Below are 19,673 nucleotides of genomic sequence, written 5' to 3'. Positions count from 1 at the left end.
ACGTTCGTTGGCTCGACGATGTCCGGCGGGATGCGCGGAGGGAAGGTCAGGCCCGGCGGTAGGCCCCGGCGGCCGGGCAATCGAACGGGTCGCGGGCCGCGAGGCCCACGCGGTTCAGGTACTGGATGACGATGGTGTACGACCGGACGAGCGACGTCTCGGTGTACGGCACCTCGTTCGCCGCACAGTGCGCGATTGTCAGTTCACGAGCGCGCGCCAGGTGCGGCCGCGGCATGCTCGGGAAGAGGTGGTGCTCGACCTGGTGGTTGAGACCGCCCATGAGGATGTTCATCCACCATCCGCCGCGGATGTTGCGAGAGGTGCGCACCTGCTTGTCGAGGAAGCTGACGCGCGAGCCCTCGGGCAGTTGCGGCATGCCCTTGTGGTTGGGGGCGAAGGACGCCCCCATGTACAGGCCGAACACGGCGAGCTGCACTCCGAGGAATGCGAAGGCGACGCCGACCGGCATCAGCAGGAAGACGGCGCTGAGGTAGATGCCGAAGCGGATGAAGATGGCGGAGAGCTCACGGCCGCGGCCGGGGACCGGCGCCTTGCCGAAGAGGGTCCGCAGCGACGTGAAGTGGAGGTTGACGCCCTCGAGCAGCAGCAGCGGGAAGAAGAGGTAGCCCTGGCGACGCGTCAGTGCGCGCAGGATGCCCGTGGACCGGGCGGCGTCCGCCTCGGTGAACGAGATCGTGTCGCGGGCGATGTCGGGGTCTTTCCCGATGGTGTTCGGGTTGGCGTGGTGACGGGTGTGCTTCGTCATCCACCAGTGGTAGCTCATGCCGACCATCCAGGTGGCGAGGAAGCGCCCGGCGCGGTCGTTGGCGGGGCCGGAATCGAACACCTGGCGGTGCGAGGCCTCGTGCGCCACGAAGGCGAGCTGGGTGAAGATGATGCCGAGCGCTCCGGCGATCAGGAGGACGAACCACGAGTCGCCCAAGAGGACGATCCCGGCGAAGGCGCCGACGAGCGCGAGGATGAGGACCGCGAACGTGGTGATGTAGAAGCCCCGGCGGCGCTCGAGGAGACCCTCGCTGCGAACCTCCGAGAGGAGTTCGCTGTACGTGCTCGTGACGGACGGCCGGCCGGAGCGGGGCTTGGTGGTCCGGATCGGACCGAGAAGGGTAGCGGTCACTCTTGACCTCCGCTGTGTCAGACGACTTCCCAGCCGAGGTGTTGGACGTTTCGCCCTAGATTCTCGAAGCATATGCGCCGTTCCTGGGCGCCAGCACCGAGATATGCCCGAAGGGGCTTGGGATCGATGCGGGACCGGCGAACCGGCCCCGCATCGAGGACCGGTCAGACCGGTCGGATGTTGGATGCCTGGAGGCCCTTGGGGCCGCGGGTCACCTCGTACTCGACCTTCTGATTCTCGGCCAGGTTGCGGAACTCGCCCTGCGACGCGATCTCGCTGAAGTGGGCGAAGACGTCGGCCGTGCCGTCATCCGGGGCGATGAACCCGTAGCCCTTCTCCGTGCTGAACCATTTGACGGTACCTGTGGCCATCGTTTCTTCCTTCTTATTTGGTGTTGGGGACCATGACGGTCCCGTTCGCCGCGCAGAGAGCGCGGACGGCTGAGCGCCACGACGGAATGGAGCGGTCGTGACGATTCGTCGGGGAGGGAGTGGCCCTCGCCGGAGAGCTGAACGGCTGATGGAGCCGGACGGAGGGTGAGATACTTTTCCTTTTTCGCGGCCGTGGCCGCGGGTACACATGCGCACACGTCACGAGGAAGGTGCGCTCAATCGACCCGGTGCGAGACGTCGTCGGCTGACCGGGTTCCCGCAAGACTACAGGACATCGGCCTCCAGCGCGCGAATCCCTCGTTTTCACCCTCCAGAGGACTGGATTGTGGACCGAGGACTGATATTCTTGAAAAGTTTCTGATCGACGCCCATGTCTCGGGCGGTATCCGATCGTCATCACATCATCGAGGGGGAATATTGAGCGACCCGACCGTGCCCGCAGACGACCACGACAAGGCTCCGGAGGGCACACCGGCCGCATCCGAGCCGACCACACCCGAACAGCCGGCCGCACCCGAGCAGCACGCCGCACCCGGGCAGCCCGCCGCACCCGAGCAGCCGGCGCCGCCGACCCAGCCGGTCGCTCCCGAGCAGCAGGCCGCCTACGCGACCGCGCCCGGCCAGCAGCCCTACCCGGGCGCCCAGCCGAACCCGTACGCGCCGCCGGTCGGCGAGAAGAAGAAGCCGGCCGTCCCGCGGTGGGTCTGGTGGGTCATCGGCGGGGCCGTCGCGTTCGCCGCCGTCGTGATCGTGGCGATCGTCCTCATCGCGAACCTGCTGGGCGGGAGCGGCGCCAAGTCGGTCGCGCAGGACTACCTGAACGACATCGCCAAGGGCAACGCCTCGGCCGCCAACAAGCTGGCGCGGGTCGACTCCTCGGAGGACGAGAACTTCCTGCTCACCAACGCCGTCCTCGGCAAGGCGCAGCACATCACGGCGCCGGTCGTGAGCCGGACACTGACCAGCCGGAGCTCCGACCTCACCCAGGTGAGCGTCACGTACAAGCTCGCGGGCAAGACCTACCGCGGGACCATCGAGCTGGATAAGGACGACAAGGGCTGGTACGTCAGCCGTGGGCTGACCTACCAGCTCCCGTTCGTGTCGTCGAGCATCCCGGGTTACTCGGTGCCGGGCGCGGACCACTCGCTGACGTCGAAGGACTCCGAGGTCGTCGCCTACCCGGGCGTCTACAGCATCGAGGCGCCGAACAAGTACTACGAGCTGGCCGGCTCCCCCAAGCTGACGGTGGCCGCCGACTCGTACCAGGTGAAGGACCTCAAGCTCACCCCGTCGCAGGCCTACCTCGACGAGGTGCAGAAGCAGGTCGACGCCCACTACGCGGAGTGCGCCACCAAGACGTCGTACTACGACGTGGAGGACTGCGGCATCGACCTCAGCTACCCGAGCAACATGGCCGTCTCGAAGTCGACGGTCGCCGTGAAGGTCGACGAGTCGCCGAAGGTCGAGATCAGCGACGACTCCGACTCCTACTACCAGTTCAAGATCGGCCCGGGGAAGTTCTCGGCCGTGATGACCGGCTCGGACTTCAGCGGCAACCCGGCGAGCGAGAACCTCACGGGCGAGGCCGGCTACATCAGTGCCGACATCAAGATCGACGACGACAAGGTCGTGGTCACCTTCAACTGACCGCGAAACGATGAAGGGCCGGGCGTCTCGGACGCCCGGCCCTTTCTCGTTGGTGACTACCAGTCGTTCCCCACGCGGATCAGCTTCTTGTTGACGAACTCGTCCGCACCGAACCGGCCCAGCTCGCGACCCGAACCGGAACGCTTGACGCCGCCGAAGGGCAGCTCGGCGCCGTCGGCCAGGACGACGTTGACGAACACCATTCCGGCCTCGATGCGGTCAGCGACGCGCGACGCCTGCTCCTTGTCCGTCGTGTACAGGTAGGAGCCGAGCCCGAACGGCGTGTCGTTGGCGATGCGCACGGCGTCGTCCTCGTCCTTCGCGCGGTACACCTGCGCGACCGGGCCGAAGAACTCCTCCTTGGAGGCGGGGTTGTCGGGCGTCACGTCGGTGAGCACCGTCGTCTCGAAGAAGGCGCCGTTGCGGCCTCCGCCGCGCACCAGCTTCGCGCCGTTGTCGACGGCGCGCTTCACCTGCTCGTCGAGGTTCTCCGCCGCCTTCAGCGACGAGAGCGGGCCGAGGGCCGAGTCCTCGCTCGTCGGGTCGCTCGCCTCGACCTCGGAGAGCTTCGCGGTGAACTTGTCGAGGAACGGCTCGTAGAGCTCGTCGATGACGACGAACCGCTTGGCGGCGTTACAGGACTGACCGCTGTTGTCGAGGCGCGCATCCACCGCGTTCTGCACAGCGGCATCCAGGTCGTCGGTCGAGAGCAGGATGAACGGGTCGGACCCGCCCAGCTCCAGCACGACCTTCTTCAGGTTGCGGCCGGCGATCTCGGCGACCTTCGCGCCGGCCCGCTCGGAGCCGGTGAGCGAGACGCCCTGGACGCGCGGGTCGGCGATGACGGTCTCGATCTGCGGGTGGCTGGCGTAGATGTTGACGTAGGCGCCCTCGGGGAAGCCGGCGTCGAGGAAGATCTGCTGGATGGCGGCGGCCGACTCGGGGCACTGCTCCGCGTGCTTCAGCAGGATGGTGTTGCCGATCACGAGGTTCGGTCCGGCGAACCGGGCCACCTGGTAGTACGGGAAGTTCCACGGCATGATCCCGAGGAGCACACCGAGCGCCGATCGGCGGACGACGGCCGACCCGTCACCGTCGAGCAGCTGGATGGGCTCATCCTTCAGGAACTCGTCCGCGTGGTCGGCGTAGTACTCGTAGATCGCACCGGCGAAGTCGACCTCGGCGAGCGCCTGCTCGACGGGCTTGCCCATCTCCTGCACGATGATCTCGGCGAGCTGCTGCCGGCGCTCCACGTGGAGTTCGCCGACACGGCGGATCAGCGCGGCCCGCTCCTGCGTGGTCGTCGACCGCGACCAGGTACGGAAGGCGTGGTCTGCGGACGCGATCGCCGCCTCCAGGTCGGCGTCGCTGATGGTGTCGAAGGTCTTGACCGTCTCGCCGGTGGCGGGATTGGTCACGGCGTAGCTCATGGCGCTCCTCTTCTTCGCTGAAACGGTTCTCTTCTTCGCTGAAACGGGTGTGGCCCATCATGACAATACGGCTTCCGAAGCACCTGTGACCCGCCACATCGTCCACGCATGCGGGCATGCGTCGACATGGCGTACAGCGCGTCGGCATCATCGGCCATCTCCCCTGCGGACCCTCGCAGGAACCGTTGCAATCGGGCGACCGGAGCGTTCAATGGTGGCTGATCGAGGGAGGTGCTCGTGGACCTGCACGGGAAGAGCGTCGTCGTCACCGGCGGAAACAGCGGGATCGGGGCGGCGATCGTCCGTTCGCTGGCCGCCGCGGGAGCGGCGGTCGTCATCGACTACGTCTCGCAGCCGGAGGACGCCGCCGACCTGGTCAAGGACATCGTCGCGGCGGGCGGTCGCGCCATCGGAGTGGAGGCGGACGTCACCACGACCGCGGGCATCGACAAGCTGATCGGAACGGCGGTGGACGAGTTCGGGCAGTTGGACGCGTTCGTCAACAACGCGGGCATGGAGCTGCGGCACAGCCTGCTCGAGGTGGACGAGGAGACCTTCGCGAAGGTGATGGCCGTGAACCTCACGAGCGCGGTGTTCGGGACGCAGCGCGCGGCGAAGCGGTTCATCCAGCAGGGAACCGGCGGGGTGGTCGTGAATGTGTCCTCGGTCCACGAGGACTGGCCGATGCCCGGAAACCTCAGCTACTGCGTGTCGAAAGGCGGGATGCGGATGCTCACGCGCACCGCCGGTGTCGAGCTCGGACCTCAGGGCGTCCGTGTGGGCAGCGTCGCGCCCGGCGCGGTCGACACGCCCATCAACGCGGCCACGATGAAGGATGACGCGCTGCGCCAGAAGCTGGAGAACTCCATCCCCCTCCGCACGGTCGCCGAACCCTCCGAGATCGGGGATGTCGTCGCGTTCGTGGTCTCGGATGCCGCGAAGTACATGACCGCGACGACGGTCTTCGTCGACGGCGGCATCATGCACGGCAGCGTGGGGCTCTGACGGAGCGCGAGGGCACGCCACCGGAGAAGGAAGGAGCGAGAGCGATGACTGAACCGCACATACTCATCCTCGGCGCAGGGTTCGCCGGGTTCACGCTCGCGCGGGACTTGCGTCGCGACGCCGCGGCACACCGCCTGCGCCTGACCGTCGTGGAGCCCGAGCCGTACCTGACCTACAAGCCCTTGCTGCCCGAGGTGGCGGGCGGCGAGACCCAGGCGCGCGACTCGGTCGTGCCCTTGCGCCGCCCGCTCAAGAACGCCGACATCGTCGCCGGGGCGCTCCAGTCGGTGGACACCGGCGCCCGGGTCGCCGTCGTGCGGACCCTCGACGGCACCGAGCGGGCGATCGCCTACGACCACGTCGTGTTCGCCCTGGGCGCCGTCACCAAGACGCTGCCCATCCCTGGGCTCGCCGAGACCGCGATCGGCTTCTCCAGCGTCGAAGAGGCGGCCTATCTGCGCGACCACGTGCTGGAGCGCATCCGCTTCGCCGCCGCCACCGGCGACGCCGCCGAGCGGAAGCGGGCGCTGACGTTCGTGTTCGTCGGCGGCGGGTACACCGGCGTCGAGGCGATCGCGGAGCTGCAGCGTGTCGCGGCTGCCGAACTCGACCGCTACAGGGAGCTCGACGGCGAACGGATGAGCTGGCTGCTGATCGAGGTCGCCGGCCGGATCGCCGCCGAGCTCCCCGAGCAGCTCTCCGCCTGGACCCTGAGGCTGTTGCGCAAGCGCGGCATCCACGTGCTGCTCCACACCGAGGTGAAGAGCTGCGAGCACGGCGACGTCGTGCTCAGCAACGGTGAGACGCATCCCACCGACACGCTCGTATGGGTGGCCGGCGTCACTCCCAACCCGGTGCTCGACCGAGCGGATGTGCCGCGCGGCCCGAAGGGGCACGTGCAGTGCAACGCCAGCCTGCAGGCGGTCCGCGACGACGGCACGCCCCTCGACGGCGTGTGGGCTCTCGGGGACGACGCCCAGGTGCCCGATCTGCTGGCCGAGAAGCAGCCCGCCTACTACCCGCCGAACGCGCAGAACGCGATCCGGCAGGCACGGGTGCTCGCGGACAACCTGCGGCGGTCGATCGCCGGCGAGAGCCTGACCGAGTACCGTCACCGTTCGCTGGGGACGCTCGCCAGCTACAGCGGGATGCGCGGGGCCGCCGTCGTCCGCGGCATCCCCCTGCGCGGCGTCGCGGCGTGGGCCGTCGACAAGGTCTATCACGCGATCGCCCTGCCCAGCCTCTCGCGTCGGTTCCGCCTCGTGCTGGGGTGGGTCGGCAATGGACTCACCCCACGCGATGCGGCGCCGGTCGGGACGGTGCAGGAGCCGCGGGAACGGTTCCGTGAGGCGGCCGCCGCGCAGGAGAAGAACTGATCGACGCCGTCCGACCCCGTTGACCCGGGAGTCTCGGGGCGTTGGATGGCCATGTGCGCGCGAACGACAGGACGCGCGAGAAGGAGAGACAGCATGACGACGGTGAGCGAGTTCGTGATCGAGCGGATCCGGGAGTGGGGCGTGCGGCGCGTGTTCGGATTCCCCGGCGACGGCATCGGGGAGTTCGACGGCGCCCTCGGCAAGGCGGAGCGGGCCGGGGAGGGCGTGGAGTACATCCGTCCGACGCACGAGGAGATCGCCGCGTTGATGGCGACCGCGCACGCGAAGTTCACCGGTGAGGTCGGCGTGTGCGTCGCCACGTCGAGCCCGGGCGGGTTCCACCTGATCAACGGCCTGTACGACGCGAAGATGGACAACCAGCCCGTCGTCGCGATCGTCGGCCAGCAGGGCCTCGACTCGCTGGGGACGTTCAACCAGCAGGAGAGCCACCTCGAGCGGACCTTCTCGGATGTCGCCGCGTACGTGCAGACGATCGTGTCGCCCGCGCAGGCGCAGGCCGCCGTCGACACCGCGTTCCGGACCGCGATCACCCGGCTGCAGCCGTGCGTGATCATCATTCCGCACGACGTGCAGGGGCAGAAGATGGTGGAGCCGGGGCCCGAGATGTGGCAGTCGCGTTCGAGTGCTGTGGCGCCATCCACCGCCATCGCTCCCCCGCTGGAGCAACTGCAGGCCGCCGCCGATCTGATCAACGCCGGCGAGCGCGTCACGTTCCTGGTCGGCGCCGGGGCGAACGGCGCGACGGCGGAGGTGCTGGAGGCGGCGGAGCTCGCCGGAGCCGGGGTCATCACCTCCCTCCGTGGCAAGCAGGTCGTGCCGTCGGACGTGCCGTTCCACACCCAGCAGCTGGGGCTCCTCGGCTCCCGGCCGAGCTACCACCAGATGAAGGAGTGCGACACGCTCGTGCTGCTCGGCACGAACTATCCGTACGGGCAGTTCCTCCCCGCGACCGGGCAGGCGCGGGCCGTGCAGATCGACCTGCGACCCGAGCAGCTCGGCCTGCGGTACCCGACCGAGGTGAGCATCTGGGCGGACGTCAAGACCGCCCTCACCGGACTCCTCCCCCTGCTCACCCAGAAGGAGGACCTCTCCTGGCAGGAGAAGGTCGCCGACGATATGCGGACGTGGGACGACGAGCTCGCTGCCCAGGCCGACCAGACTTACGACGACGGAGTGAACCCGCGCCGGGTGTACGCGGAGCTGAACAAGCGGCTGCCCGCCGGCGCGATCGTCACCGCCGACGCGGGCACCACCGCCGACTGGTACGGCCACTACATCCGGCTTCACGACGGGATGCTCGGCGACCTCTCGGGCCGCCTCGCCACGATGATCGCAGCGATGCCCTACGCGGAGGCGGCGAAGTTCGCGTATCCCGACCGGACGGTCGTCTGCACCATCGGCGACGGCGCGTTCCAGATGCTCGGTATGAACGAGCTCATCACCATCAAGAAGTACCTGTCACGCTGGTCCGACCCGACCTTCATCGTCCTGGTGCTGCACAACGACGACCTCACGCAGGTCTCGTGGGAGATGCGCACCGAGGACGCGAACCCCGTCTGGGAGACCGCACAGGCCGTCGAGTCCGTCGACTACGCCGGGTGGGCGCGCCTCCTCGGCTTCAACGGAATCACCGTGACCGACGACGACGATGTCGCCGCCGCGTGGGATGCCGCATTCGCCCACCGCGGCGTCACGCTGATCGACGCGCACACCAGCAAGAACGTGCCTCCCCTCCCACCGCACATCACGGCGGAGTTCGCCAAGAACATGGCGTTCGCGCTGCTGAAGGGCGACCCGGACGGGCTCGGCGCCATCAAGGACTCGGCCACCTCGCTGGTCACCGAGGGCGTGGAGCGCGTGAAGGGGGTGCTGCACCGGGACCGCGGCAACGAGGAGGGGTGAAGCGGCCGCCCGCACGAGCCCGACCTACTGCATCGGGGTGTACGAGGGTGTGCTTGTTCCGTACTGCCTTGGTGCGCAAGCTCATCATGGGGCGCTCTGGTCCGGGTCGACGTACCCGACATAGACCAGGACGAATGGCGACGGATCCTTTTGGAACACGTGGTAGAAGGGCGAATTGATCTCCAGATCGTTCGCTTCCAACGTCGCCAGAAGCTGTGTGTAAACCGCTTCTGTCTGCTCCTCGAATTCACCCTTGACGATCCCTCTCAGGAGAGGGGAGACGTCGACGTACGAATGAAACAGAAAATCCTCGTGACGCGGGAAGGTGCCTTGCCGAATCGGGAGGAACGTCTCGATATCGACCATCTCGTCCATTGGCACGTTGTTGAGACTGTAGAAGAGCGGCCCCACGGGTTCGGAGCCGGTCGCCTTGACCTGGGACACGAACTCGTCGAATTGCGCCGCCATCTCCGTGTAGTGACACTTTGTGCGATGGCTCACCACGTTCTGAAAGGACAGTCTTTCGCCGAGCGCCACGTCATGAAACGGCGTTGCCATCACCGCTTCTCCACGTGCGCGTATAGGTCGAGCACGGACTCGCCGTAGAAGTCGAGGATCACGTGATAGACGCTCTGAAGATTCAATCCTTCTTCTGCCACCGCCTCCTCGATCGCGTCGTACGGCAGTGGCTCCTCGACATCCCAGTGACGATAGAAGTAGTCAGTCTCCAGCTCTACGCGCTCATGGAATTCGAATCCGGAGTGGCGATCACCGACCATATTCACACGATTACCCAGAGTGGTCATGAGGGTGAAGGTCTCCGATCCAGGAAGTCCCCGAAAGACCATCGGGCCCGTGGTGTAGTAACCGTTGTGCACCAGCACCTGGCGGAAGTAGTCGGCAGTGCCGTCGACGATTTCCAGGAGCTCGTCGCCCTCGTGAAGGTCGAGTGTGTAGCTCACGACGTTGTTCATGCTCAGCGTTCGCGGTTGGAGTTTCACGGTGAGTCCTCTTTCTCGTTGTCTCGTTGTCTCGTTGTCTCGTTCAGAACCGTTCAGGATGTGCGGCGGATAAGCCGGGAACCGCGGTCACAGGACGTACTTGGCCAGTACCCAGAACAGAGCGAGAGCCCCCGTCACCCCCACGACCCAGACGACGATCTTCCTGGCAAGCCTCAGACGTACTTCCTTCGCCACAGGGCGAGGAGGACGCTCCCAGTAGTCACGATCCTTCGACTTCAGATAGGCGAGGTACGCAAACTCGACCGGAAGACTGGTCGTGAAGCAAGCGAAGACGATCAGCATGATGATCCCTATGCAGTTCACGAGATATTGGCCTTGTGTCAATACGTTGGGAATGATCATCACAAGCCCGAAGGTGGCCCAGTAGATTTTCGACGTATTGGACCGTGAAACAGCCAGGTAATTTCCGACGGTGCGGTTCTCCGAGTGGCCGAGCCTCAGACGACGCCGCAACAACAAAGCGTGGAACCCGGATGCACCGCCCGTCAGCACCAACGCCGCCGCGCCGATTACGTAGAACATCGCGGGAGACAGACGGCTGGTGGCACTGTCGAATGATGAAATGACGACCGACATGATGCTGATGCTGTACACCAATAGCGCCGACATGCTCGCCATCACAACCGAAAAGAGTGTCTGGAATCGGAAGACCGCGCGCTTGGAGACTGTAAGAATCAGCACGAAGCCGCACATGCCCAGAACGATCGAGTGAATCGTAAAGAGTGGCAAGAACAAACCAGCGCCCTCATGGAACACGAGCGCTTGAATGCCGGCGAACGTATCGAGGCTGAGGAGCAGAATGACCAGGATCGTTACACCTGGAAGACTCGCCAGCGACGCTCGGGAATTGGCTAACGCTGTGAAATAGGCACGATTCGCCTCCGCAGCTCTTGGCGTCTTGTTCTTATTCACCGCAAATCACCGATAGGTCTTCTTGATCGCATCTTTGGCCACGTCCGTCGTGGAAGCGCCATTCACAAGACGTACTTGGCCAGGACCCAGAACGCAGCGAGAGCGACCGATACCCCCAGCACCCAGAGGATGATCTTCCTGGCAAGCCTCCGGCGCACGTCCTTCGCAACCGGACGGGGCGGACGCTCCCAGTAGTCACGATCTTTCGACTTCAGATAGGCGAGGTAAGCAAACTCGACCGGAAGGCTCGTGGTGAGACAGCCGAAAAGGATCAGACCACAAATCCCGATGAGGTTCGGGACGTATTGGCCTTGTGTCACCACGTTCGGCACTACGGCGATGACTCCGAAGATGATCCAGAACACCTTCGATCTGTTAGACGCGGACACCGCCAAATAGTTGCCTGCCGTGCGTTTTTCCGAGTGCCCCACCTTGAGCCTGCGCCGCAGCAGCACTGCATGCACCGCCGTTGCACTGGCAAGCAGCAATACAGCGACTAGAGCGAAGGTGCCAAACAGCGTGACAAACAGCTGCTTGTCGCGCACATATGCCGCCATGGGAAGTGTGAGCAAACACAGGCCGTAAATCATGATCGCGGCCATGGTCGCCATAACCCACGACGTCAGAACCTGAAACCTGTAGGTCAACCTCTTCAACACGGTCAAGATGAGGTAGACCGCCGAACACGCCCCGATGAGCGCCTGGTTCGCGATAGAAATAGACCTGAAAATCTCGTAGCCGCCGAGGTACGAGGGGTTCAAAGGACCGACGTTCGAGATGAAAAGGATCAGGATTGTCGGCAGAGCTAGGGCGGAAAGCATACTCACGGATCCGCGACTGTTCGCTAGGGCTATGAAGTATGCGCGGTTCGCCTCGGCGGCGGTTAGCTTCTTCGTGTTCGTCATAACCTCAGCGATACGCTTTCTTGATTTCCTCTTTGGCCAGATCTGTCGCTGAGGGACCAAACAAGTTGTTGTCGAGGGCGAAGCCGATGACAAACCCGGCGATCGCGCCGACGATCGTGCCGGCAGGTGGCAGAATCAGTGAGCCGATTGCAGCGCCTGCGCCCGCCGATACGGCCGCGCTAGCGAGATCGACGGTGGTATCGACTGCAAAATCTGCGTAGTCATGGCCGGTGGCCTCGCCGTCGCCGAAGTATTTATCGATATTGCTGCCGACCGTGAGAACGTTGCCCGCCGCGCCGAGGCCCTTGCCGTATTTGGCAAGCTTCGAGGCACCCTTCCAGCCGGTAAAATCGTCAACCGGAGATTTGAGCGCCCCAATTGCGCCTGCTTTGACAGGCTGCTTGTAGTGGTCGATCTTGAGCCCGGTGGACTCGTTGAAGCCCTTGCCCCCGCCATAAAGGAACTGTCCGCTCTGGTTGTAGAGGAATTTCCCGCCGACCTTCAGGCGACCCTTGTCGTCCGCCTTGATCTTCCCGCCCTTGAGGTAGTCGAGGATGTCCTTCCTCGTCGCCGCGGCCCCCAGCCCGCTTCCGGTGGCTCCGAAGACGTCGAGCTTCACGCCGGGCATCACAGCCGGCTCGCTCAAGCTCTTCAGCAGGGCGATGACGTCGCCGGTGGCACCCGCCAGGTTCTCGAGCCGCCCCATGAAGAGACCCTTGGTCGCCGCAGCGAAGTCGCGCAGCGCTTTGAGCTTGTCTTCCAGTTCGTGGATGTCCTTCTCGAGCTGGTTCAGTACCAACTCCAATTGAGCGTTCTTCGCCTCCAACGCTTCACTAAGGCCAGGCACTGCCGTCGATGAGTTCGCGGCACGTTCGTGGACCTCGATCTGGTGTTCGGTCGCGTCGCGCTGCTTCTTGGTCGCCGTGAGTTGCGTGTTCAGCTCATCCTCTTTGAGCACCCCGAACCTGCTCACCTTGGAGTCTTCGCTCGTGTAGGTTTCGAGCTCGCCAGAGATCGAGTCGATCTCGTCCTTCGCCTCTTTGACGCACGGCGCGATGATCTGTGCAAACAACGAATCGACTGCCGTGTAGCCCTTCCCGGACAGCTCTCCCGTGCCCAGGGCGGTGGTGAGTCGTGTGGATGCGCTACTCAGCTTCGTCAGGACGGCAGACGCAGCTGTGAGGTTTGCCGAGAGCGCGGTTTTCAGGGCTCCCGAGTCGCCCGAGTCATAAATCAAGCCCATCACGCGCCTGCTTTCTCTTGCCGCATTCGGTCCAGATGCTCTTCAGATGACGAGCGGATGCTGCTCGCTGTCTCCGCGAAGAGCTCGGCCTGTTCATTCGCCAGTTGGCCGACGTAACCGTCGACCTCTCGTCTCGCCACTAGGCCCTTCTTCACGAAGTAGTTATCCCCGCCCATAGCGATGCCGGCTTGTTCGAACAGGTCCGTGTTCTCCCGCATCACTCGCCGGTAGTCGTCCCACTGCTCTTCAAGCACGCGAATCGTCGCCAGCTGTTCAGCCGTCTCGTCCTCGTGAGCCCGGATCTTCTGCTCAAGCTCGATCTGCTGTGCACTCAGATGCCTCATCGCGCTTCGCACCAGCCGCTCGCGTCCTGCTTGTCCCGATCCTCGATCTCGGCCGCAAGGGCGGTTACGTTGCTCGCCTGACCTTTCACGCCGGACGCGAGTTCAGAGATGCAGTCAAGGAGCTTGTTCGCGACGCTTGATCCGTCTTGCATGCACGAAACGTTGCTCACGCTCAGGGTCACCTGCTGCCCTCCCCCGCTCGTATCAAGCTCCGCGAACCCCGAGACGGCCTCCTGTGCGGCACCGACGTTTGATGCGACCTTCACGACTCACCTTTCCTGTCTTGCTGCTGGACCAACCCACGAAGTTCGAAGAACGGGTCCGCGCGAACCCGCGCCATGTTCTCGATCTCCTCGCTTTGGACGGCATCGGGGATGTCCGTGAGGGCACCCGCGAACTGCTTTGCCTGCGTCGTCTTGCGACGCCCGTTCTCCATCTGGTCGAGAAGATCCGTGAGAAATTCCGTATCAGCGGCATCAGTGTAGCCATGATGAACAACAGTATGGATTTCAGTGGCCACAATAGGGAACGTCTCCCTGTCCGGCGCCTCACCATAGGGATGCGGGCCCACCAGGTAGCGCGGGACAACCTCGTTCCGCGTGTTATCCGGCCGGAACGCTCCTCTCGCCAGAACGACGAACAAGCCCGAAGCGCTCTCGGTCTCCAGCCGAACGATGGACCCCAAGCCCAGGAGGTCGCCCGTCATTTCGAGGGTCATCGTCATCCTTCGTTCTGCTGGATGGTGGGGATGACGATCTCGGAGAGTTCGTCATCCTTGAGCGAATGGAGGACGTTCTTGCCGGCCGCCTGCCTCCGGGCCGCGAGCGGCAGGTTGTCGACGAACCGCTGCGTTCCCAGATCGCCACCGAAGAGGATCTGGTCCACGTTCTCTTTGAGTGTCGCGATCAAGCCGAAATTGCTGTTCACCTTGGAGACGTGGTCCAACAGGATCACCTGGACGTGATCGCCGCTCGCGCCGAGAAGCTCGGCGAGCTGATCGGTCGGCAGCATGAGCTTCTCCAACACATCGGTCATGCCGTTGATCAGGATGCAGCTCGGCGTCCGTGTTCCGAACTCGGTCAGATCCGCCAGCGCCTTCTTGACCGCCTCGGCATGACTCTTCAGCGCCGCCTTTCCGATGTAGAGGCATTCGGTAGCTCCGAGAAGCGGCCTGAGCGTGTCATGAGCGTCGATGACGACAAGGTGTTCGCCGGCGATCGCATCCAGCAGACCTTCGATCACGAACGGATACGTTGACGCCGCTTGCTTCCCTGTCGCAGGGAAGATGGCCAACGCTTGACCGACAAACAGGTCGAAGCTCTCCGGCAGGGCACTGCTCTTGTTCAACCCGAGGAAGAGCTTGTTCTGGGACGCCCCGCGGGATACCCGACTTCCGAACGCCTCCACCGTCAGCTCCTGCGGCACCATTGGGATCCGCTCCGGGCGCACGCCCGTCCACGCTTCGCCGATGGCGGCGACCTCCTTCTCCAGGGCGTCAAGAACGGCCGCATCGTCCGCTCCGTCGCAGGGCAGGAAGATCTGGATCGCGGTCGGAGACTCGAGCTGGAGCTGGCCGCGGCCGAGTATCTCGGCCTGCATGACCCGATCACGGCCGAAGAGGGCCGCGACGTCCGCCTCATCGTTCAGATAGAGGGCGATCGAGGTCGGGATGTTGCTGGTCATGTTCATGCGCATCGAGTTCGCGCGGTTCGCCGTGAGCACCAGGTACACGCCGAGTGCCGCACCCTCTCGCAGGACCTGGATGAGCTGGGCGTCGATCGCCTCCTTCCGCTTGTCCTGGGCGAGGCCGTCGTAGCCGTCGAGGACGTTCAGCAGGGTCGGGAGCGACTGGCCGGTCTTGACCGTGTACTGAGCGAGGGTTGCCACGCCGACGCTGCGGAGGAGGCTCTTCCGGTCGGCCAGCACGCCGGCGATGCGCTCCATGGCCTTCTGGAACTTCTCGTCTTCCTCCAACGTCACGATGTCTGCGACATGCGGAAGGGGCGCCAACGGGAGCAGTCCGTTGTTTCCGAGGTCCAGCAGCATGAACTGCATCTGCTCGGGAGTGTTCTGCCGAGCCAGGTTCATCACGAGCGTCTGGAGCAGCGTCGAGGCGCCGTAGCCCGGGCTGCCGAAGACGGCCGTGTGGCCGGCCTCAGCGAGGCTGAAGCGGTACACCTCCTGCGCCTGCTTGCTGGGGATGTCGAGCAGACCGAGCGGGACGCCCGGCTCCGCGTCGACGGGAGGCGACGGGATCCGGCTCCCCAGGGGCGGCAGCCACGGCTTCTCCGGGAGGACCGCCCCCGACTCCGCGGCGAGCGCCGCCAGATGCTCGACGACCGCGTCGAGCTCGCTCACCTTCTCCTTCCGGGCCTCCTGTGCCGCCTCGTCGCCGGACAGGTCGCGGGTCCAGAGCTCGTACTGCCCGAAGTCGTTGATCAGGTAGATGCGCTCATCGACCGTCTTCTTCTCGGTCTTGCCCGGGTCGTAGTCGGCCCCCGACCAGGCCGACTGGAACAGCTCGTAGATCTCGTTGTTGCCGACCTGGAGATAGGCGCGTCCCGGCTCGACGATGCCGGCCGCGTCGGGGGTCTTGATGATCTCCTGCGAGTCGGAGACGTCGGCCACCTTGAGCGCGAGCTTGAAGCGGCTGTTCGACCAGATCTGGTCGTTCACGACTCCGCTGGGCTTCTGAGTCGCGAGAATCAGGTGGACGCCGAGGGATCGGCCGATACGGGCCGTCGACACCAGCTCTTCCATGAACTCCGGCTGGTTGGCCTTGAGCTCGGCGAACTCGTCGGAGATCAGGAAGAGGTGCGGCATCGGCAGAGCCGGATACTTCGCCCCGATCTCACGGTCGTCGGAGTTCTTTCCGAGCTTGTAGAGCCGGGTGTAGCCGTTGATGTGGTTCACGTCGTACTGCGCGAACAGGCGCTGACGCTTCTGGAGCTCGGCGCGGATGGAGGCGAGCGCGCGAGCGGAGGCCGCGCCATCGAGGTTGGTGATCGACCCGAGAAGGTGGGGCAGCCGCGCGAAGAGGTTGGCCATCCCGCCGCCCTTGAAGTCAATGGGGAGGAAGCCGACGTCCTCCGGCGCGAAGTTCACGGCGAGAGACAGGATGTAAGACTGGACGATCTCGGACTTGCCGGAGCCGGTCGTACCCGCCACGAGTCCATGCGGCCCGTGCGCGCGCTCGTGGAGATTCAGCTCGACGAGGTCGTCCTTCCCGCGCAGACCGAGCGGGACGGCGAGCGTCTTGGAGGTGTCCGCACCGGCCCACCGCTGGGCGACGCCCAGGTCGTCGACGTGCTTGACGTCGTACATCTCCAAGAAGGTGACGGCCTTCGGGATGGCGTTCTTCTCGACCTCCACGTGAGTGAGGTTCGCGAGCCTGCGCAGCGCCAGGTCGCGGTCGGGCGGAGTCGGATACGGCACGAAATCGCGGGCGACGTAGACGCGGTCGTCGTTCACGAGCACGCCGGCGCTCCGGTTGCGGTACTCGACGAGCGCGGACACCGTCTCGGGAAGCTGCTTGCGGTCCTCCCGGCACCAGATGACCGTGACGCCCAGCTCCGTCATGTCCTCGGCGAGGAACTCGTTGATGCCATGCCCGGCGAGGTAGGAGTCGTCGAGGATCGACAGCACGTAATGCGGGGAGAAGACCGGCTTCTCCCGGCCCGCCTGTGTCAGCGCCTGCCGTCGCTTGCTGAGGATCTGCGTGAAGCTGTTCAGGATCATGTCCCGTGTCTTCGCGTTGTGGACGATCCCGCGGACATTGAGGCCCTGCATCGTGAAGTGCGGGAGAAAGCGCCACGGGTGCCAGTTCTCGCGGTACGACTTGCCCGGAACCAGGGCGATGAAGTTGACGTCGCGATAGGACTGGAAGACGGCGAGCTGCAGCAGAAGGTTCGCCGCGGCGGTACGCACGGCGTCATCCGCGCCGACCAGCCCGAGCGTCTGCGTTCGGAGGCTTAGCGTGATCGGGACGTTCTGCTGCGTCGAGAACCGGTCGACCAGCTCGGCCACCCGTCGAGTGTCCGCGTCGTCATCTCTCTCGTTGGCGTCCGAAGTGACCGTCAGGGACGACGGAGCGTCTCCTGTCCCCAGCGAGACGTCGAGGAAGTCCTTGTTGTTGGGAAGCCGTTCATAGATCCGCGGGCCGTAGGCGGTCACCATGCGCACCAGCGCCTCGGGACCGGGCGCGTTGTAGTCACGGACGCTCTTCTCCTGCTCGCAGAGACGCGTCAGCGACGCCGTGATGTTGACGAGGTAACGCTCGTAATCGTCCCGGCGTGCGTCGTCCTCCTTCCGGCGCTCACGCCGATCTGCCACGAACTGGGAGACGGTGAACGCGGCGGTCAGCAGGCTCAGAATGGCCATGCCGAGCATCATCAGCGGATTGCGCCCGGAGAGCACGGTGGTGGCCACGCCGACGGCGACCATTCCCAGCGGGGGGAGAAGGGCCTTCAGGATGCTGTTCTTGTCGGGCTTCTGAGCCGGCGCGATCTTGTGCACCTGCACTTTGTCGCTCGGGACCTCCAGGGTGATCCTGGGGCTCCGACGATAGTCGGGGAAGTCGGGCGGGAACTCGTCGTGCTGCTCCTGTTCGAGGAACGTGCTCCGGTCCAGCTCCGTGCCGTCGGCGAAGGTGGTCACCCTCCACTGCGCCGCACGCCTCTCGACGAGGTAGTCCGCAGTCAGGACGCGGTCGCCCACGGCGGCCGCGTGGATGATCTCACGCTCGTCCGCCCGCCGCTCGTTCACGTAGAGGAAGTCACTGCCCGTGCGAGCGATGACGGTATCGCCGTGGATGGCGACCATGGTGTCACCCGGGGTCCTGATGCTCGCGCTGTCGGAGCCGCCGATGAGGAAATGGTCGTCGGGATCGAACACCAGGTGTGTCGATTCCGCTCGACGAGCATCCACGACGAGGAGCACGTGGTCGTTGCACTCAGTCACGCCCGCGGGCACGGCGGCGCCATTGATGAACAGGCGATCGTTGACGACCCCGAGGGTGAGATCGTCGAAGACGGCGGACGGTCGCTCCTCGGTGAGGGGGATCGTCACGAGTTCCGCGTCGAGCACATACACGGAGAACAACACGGATCCGGCGATCAACCGGTCGTCGCGGAGCCCTCCGCCGGAGGGTCCAGTCGCCGAGAGCGCGAAGAAGTCGGTGCCGGGACCCGCGCTCATCGGGTCGCTCCGAGCCGTGCGGTCAGCTCTTCGATCTTCTTGGCGTACTCGTCGAGCAGCTTCTGCTTGCGCGCGCCCTCCATCGACGTGTCGAGCTTGGTCGCCTCGTAGAGGTCGGTGTACGCGAGCAGGGTCAGCTGGTCGTCACCGAGGTTCTGGGCGAGGTTGAGCGCCGTATCCAAGTCTCCTCGTGCGAGGTGGATCCAGTAGTCGAGCGTGTTGTCGTCCGTCTTGGTGGAGATGTTGTTGAGCACGGTCTGCTTCTGAACGGCCGTCAGTTTCGTCAGCTTGATCGAGCTCACGGCCAGGACGTAGCGCGCCGACTTCGGCAGATCGCTCGGGCCGTACTCCTGAAGGTCCTTCAGCGTCTGCGCATAGTCGCTGGTCAGGAAGTCGGACTGGGCCGTGATGATCGCTTCCTGCCGCGGCTGAGCCACCACGACGGATTCGTACGCCCACCATCCCGACACCGAGGCGGCCACGACGGCGACTGCTGCGAGCACCGTCGTGAGCCGGTAGCGGAGCTTCCGAACCGACACGGTCTCGCGCGACGCTCTCGAGGCCTCCTCCGCCACTTCCCGGTCGACGAACGCAGCGATGTCGTCCACGGTCGGGAAGGAGGCGATCCGCTTGCCGAAGTCGTCCTTCAGAGTCGCCGTGCCATCGATGAGCTTCTCGAACGGCAGACGCGGATGCAGGATGCTCAGCACGAGCGCCTTGTATCCCTTCAGGAACAGCGCGTCGTCGAAGGCCATCGGCGCGAGGATCCCGACGAGGCCGCTGTGCGTCACGGAGACGCCTGCCCCCGTGATCACGATGTTCTCGGGGTGGAGGAAGGGAATTCGGAACTTGCCGGCCAGTGGCCGCAAAGCGGCCAGCTTCTGAGCTGTCTGCAGCTTCTCGAGCCGGGTGCGAGCCCCCGAAGCCGCTTGGCGGAGGGTGCGCGCGGCCGCCGGAACGCGATAGGTCAAGACGGCTTGGAACTGCTCGGGAACGTCCTCCGCGAGCGTGACATGGTGACGAACGATGTCGATGGAATCCATGCGTATCTGCGCACCGGCCAGCAGTACCCGGACCGTCTCTCCGGTGCGTTCGAACTCCAACGTCTCGCGCCCATCGAAAACCCTCATACCTACCCAC

17 protein-coding genes are annotated in these 19,673 nt (G+C 65.0%); 4 read left to right on the top strand and 13 right to left on the bottom strand.

What is annotated here, in order from left to right:
• Positions 1-46: 46 nt before the first annotated feature.
• Together H284_RS0113575 and H284_RS0113570 are read right to left on the bottom strand one after the other, a co-directional pair.
• Positions 47-1,138 carry a fatty acid desaturase family protein gene (locus tag H284_RS0113575; RefSeq protein ID WP_018192288.1) on the bottom strand — a complete coding sequence of 364 codons (1,092 nt, stop codon included), beginning with the start codon at positions 1,136-1,138 and terminating at the stop codon, positions 47-49.
• 164 nt (positions 1,139-1,302) lie between these two features.
• Complete coding sequence (locus H284_RS0113570; RefSeq protein ID WP_018192289.1) at positions 1,303-1,509, bottom strand: cold-shock protein; 207 nt, start codon at positions 1,507-1,509, stop codon at positions 1,303-1,305.
• A gap of 438 nt (positions 1,510-1,947) precedes the next feature.
• On the opposite strand from H284_RS0113570, the gene H284_RS0113565 reads away from it, so the two are divergent.
• Positions 1,948-3,177 (top strand): nuclear transport factor 2 family protein, encoded by a 1,230-nt coding sequence (locus tag H284_RS0113565; protein ID WP_020076686.1) that lies wholly within the window; start codon positions 1,948-1,950, stop codon positions 3,175-3,177.
• Between the two features lie 56 nt (positions 3,178-3,233).
• Here H284_RS0113565 and H284_RS0113560 read toward each other — a convergent pair whose 3' ends face one another.
• Positions 3,234-4,607 carry an NAD-dependent succinate-semialdehyde dehydrogenase gene (locus H284_RS0113560; RefSeq protein WP_018192291.1) on the bottom strand — a complete coding sequence of 458 codons (1,374 nt, stop codon included), beginning with the start codon at positions 4,605-4,607 and terminating at the stop codon, positions 3,234-3,236.
• Between the two features lie 237 nt (positions 4,608-4,844).
• On the opposite strand from H284_RS0113560, the gene H284_RS0113555 reads away from it, so the two are divergent.
• The 3 genes from H284_RS0113555 (at position 4,845) to H284_RS0113545 (ending at position 8,911) form a co-directional block, all read left to right on the top strand.
• Positions 4,845-5,612, top strand: coding sequence for a glucose 1-dehydrogenase (locus tag H284_RS0113555; protein ID WP_029042943.1), 768 nt, complete (start codon positions 4,845-4,847; stop codon positions 5,610-5,612).
• Between the two features lie 44 nt (positions 5,613-5,656).
• Positions 5,657-6,988 (top strand): NAD(P)/FAD-dependent oxidoreductase, encoded by a 1,332-nt coding sequence (locus H284_RS0113550; protein ID WP_020076684.1) that lies wholly within the window; start codon positions 5,657-5,659, stop codon positions 6,986-6,988.
• Between the two features lie 93 nt (positions 6,989-7,081).
• Complete coding sequence (locus tag H284_RS0113545; RefSeq protein WP_020076683.1) at positions 7,082-8,911, top strand: thiamine pyrophosphate-requiring protein; 1,830 nt, start codon at positions 7,082-7,084, stop codon at positions 8,909-8,911.
• 84 nt (positions 8,912-8,995) lie between these two features.
• Here the strand turns inward: H284_RS0113545 and H284_RS0113540 are convergent, their stop codons facing one another.
• The 10 genes from H284_RS0113540 to essB form a co-directional block, all read right to left on the bottom strand.
• Entirely contained in the window at positions 8,996-9,469 is a 474-nt protein-coding gene (locus H284_RS0113540; protein WP_029042942.1) for a DUF5085 family protein, read from the bottom strand.
• Positions 9,469-9,885 carry a hypothetical protein gene (locus H284_RS0113535; protein ID WP_020076681.1) on the bottom strand — a complete coding sequence of 139 codons (417 nt, stop codon included), beginning with the start codon at positions 9,883-9,885 and terminating at the stop codon, positions 9,469-9,471. Before H284_RS0113535 ends, H284_RS0113540 begins: the two co-directional genes overlap by 1 nt.
• Positions 9,886-9,999: 114 nt before the next feature.
• Positions 10,000-10,845 carry a hypothetical protein gene (locus tag H284_RS0113530; RefSeq protein ID WP_039731402.1) on the bottom strand — a complete coding sequence of 282 codons (846 nt, stop codon included), beginning with the start codon at positions 10,843-10,845 and terminating at the stop codon, positions 10,000-10,002.
• Positions 10,846-10,907: 62 nt separating this feature from the next.
• The gene (locus tag H284_RS0113525; protein ID WP_020076679.1) at positions 10,908-11,750 is read right to left on the bottom strand and encodes a hypothetical protein; all 843 of its coding nucleotides are present in this window, start codon (positions 11,748-11,750) and stop codon (positions 10,908-10,910) included.
• Between the two features lie 4 nt (positions 11,751-11,754).
• Positions 11,755-12,993: a hypothetical protein gene (locus tag H284_RS0113520; RefSeq protein WP_020076678.1), complete on the bottom strand. Its 1,239-nt coding sequence runs from the start codon at positions 12,991-12,993 to the stop codon at positions 11,755-11,757.
• The gene (locus H284_RS0113515) at positions 12,993-13,337 is read right to left on the bottom strand and encodes a hypothetical protein (protein ID WP_020076677.1); all 345 of its coding nucleotides are present in this window, start codon (positions 13,335-13,337) and stop codon (positions 12,993-12,995) included. Before H284_RS0113515 ends, H284_RS0113520 begins: the two co-directional genes overlap by 1 nt.
• Positions 13,334-13,603 (bottom strand): hypothetical protein, encoded by a 270-nt coding sequence (locus tag H284_RS0113510; RefSeq protein ID WP_020076676.1) that lies wholly within the window; start codon positions 13,601-13,603, stop codon positions 13,334-13,336. Before H284_RS0113510 ends, H284_RS0113515 begins: the two co-directional genes overlap by 4 nt.
• Positions 13,600-14,055: a DUF4176 domain-containing protein gene (locus H284_RS0113505; RefSeq protein ID WP_231371231.1), complete on the bottom strand. Its 456-nt coding sequence runs from the start codon at positions 14,053-14,055 to the stop codon at positions 13,600-13,602. The genes H284_RS0113510 and H284_RS0113505 overlap by 4 nt, the downstream gene beginning before the upstream one ends.
• A gap of 2 nt (positions 14,056-14,057) precedes the next feature.
• Positions 14,058-18,533: a type VII secretion protein EssC gene (essC, locus tag H284_RS0113500; protein WP_020076674.1), complete on the bottom strand. Its 4,476-nt coding sequence runs from the start codon at positions 18,531-18,533 to the stop codon at positions 14,058-14,060.
• Positions 18,530-19,663, bottom strand: coding sequence for a type VII secretion protein EssB (gene essB / locus H284_RS0113495; protein ID WP_020076673.1), 1,134 nt, complete (start codon positions 19,661-19,663; stop codon positions 18,530-18,532). Before essB ends, essC begins: the two co-directional genes overlap by 4 nt.
• Positions 19,664-19,673 lie beyond the last annotated feature (10 nt).

Source organism: Cryocola sp. 340MFSha3.1 (assembly GCF_000383315.1).
In the GTDB taxonomy this organism is placed as follows: Bacteria; Actinomycetota; Actinomycetes; order Actinomycetales; family Microbacteriaceae; genus Leifsonia.
The sequence above is the reverse complement of the archived record's forward strand: the minus strand, read 5'-3'. Positions and strand labels throughout refer to the sequence as shown.

Excerpts from the sequence above, each read along its gene's own strand:
- H284_RS0113570 (WP_018192289.1), bottom strand. The coding sequence starts at position 1,509 with ATGGCCACAGGTACCGTCAAATGGTTCAGCACGGAGAAGGGCTACGGG.
- H284_RS0113560 (WP_018192291.1), bottom strand. The coding sequence starts at position 4,607 with ATGAGCTACGCCGTGACCAATCCCGCCACCGGCGAGACGGTCAAGACC.
- H284_RS0113550 (WP_020076684.1), top strand. The coding sequence starts at position 5,657 with ATGACTGAACCGCACATACTCATCCTCGGCGCAGGGTTCGCCGGGTTC.
- H284_RS0113545 (WP_020076683.1), top strand. The coding sequence starts at position 7,082 with ATGACGACGGTGAGCGAGTTCGTGATCGAGCGGATCCGGGAGTGGGGC.
- H284_RS0113540 (WP_029042942.1), bottom strand. The coding sequence starts at position 9,469 with ATGGCAACGCCGTTTCATGACGTGGCGCTCGGCGAAAGACTGTCCTTT.
- H284_RS0113535 (WP_020076681.1), bottom strand. The coding sequence starts at position 9,885 with ATGAACAACGTCGTGAGCTACACACTCGACCTTCACGAGGGCGACGAG.
- H284_RS0113525 (WP_020076679.1), bottom strand. The coding sequence starts at position 11,750 with ATGACGAACACGAAGAAGCTAACCGCCGCCGAGGCGAACCGCGCATAC.
- H284_RS0113520 (WP_020076678.1), bottom strand. The coding sequence starts at position 12,993 with ATGGGCTTGATTTATGACTCGGGCGACTCGGGAGCCCTGAAAACCGCG.
- H284_RS0113515 (WP_020076677.1), bottom strand. The coding sequence starts at position 13,337 with ATGAGGCATCTGAGTGCACAGCAGATCGAGCTTGAGCAGAAGATCCGG.
- H284_RS0113505 (WP_231371231.1), bottom strand. The coding sequence starts at position 14,055 with ATGACCCTCGAAATGACGGGCGACCTCCTGGGCTTGGGGTCCATCGTT.
- essC (WP_020076674.1), bottom strand. The coding sequence starts at position 18,533 with ATGAGCGCGGGTCCCGGCACCGACTTCTTCGCGCTCTCGGCGACTGGA.
- essB (WP_020076673.1), bottom strand. The coding sequence starts at position 19,663 with ATGAGGGTTTTCGATGGGCGCGAGACGTTGGAGTTCGAACGCACCGGA.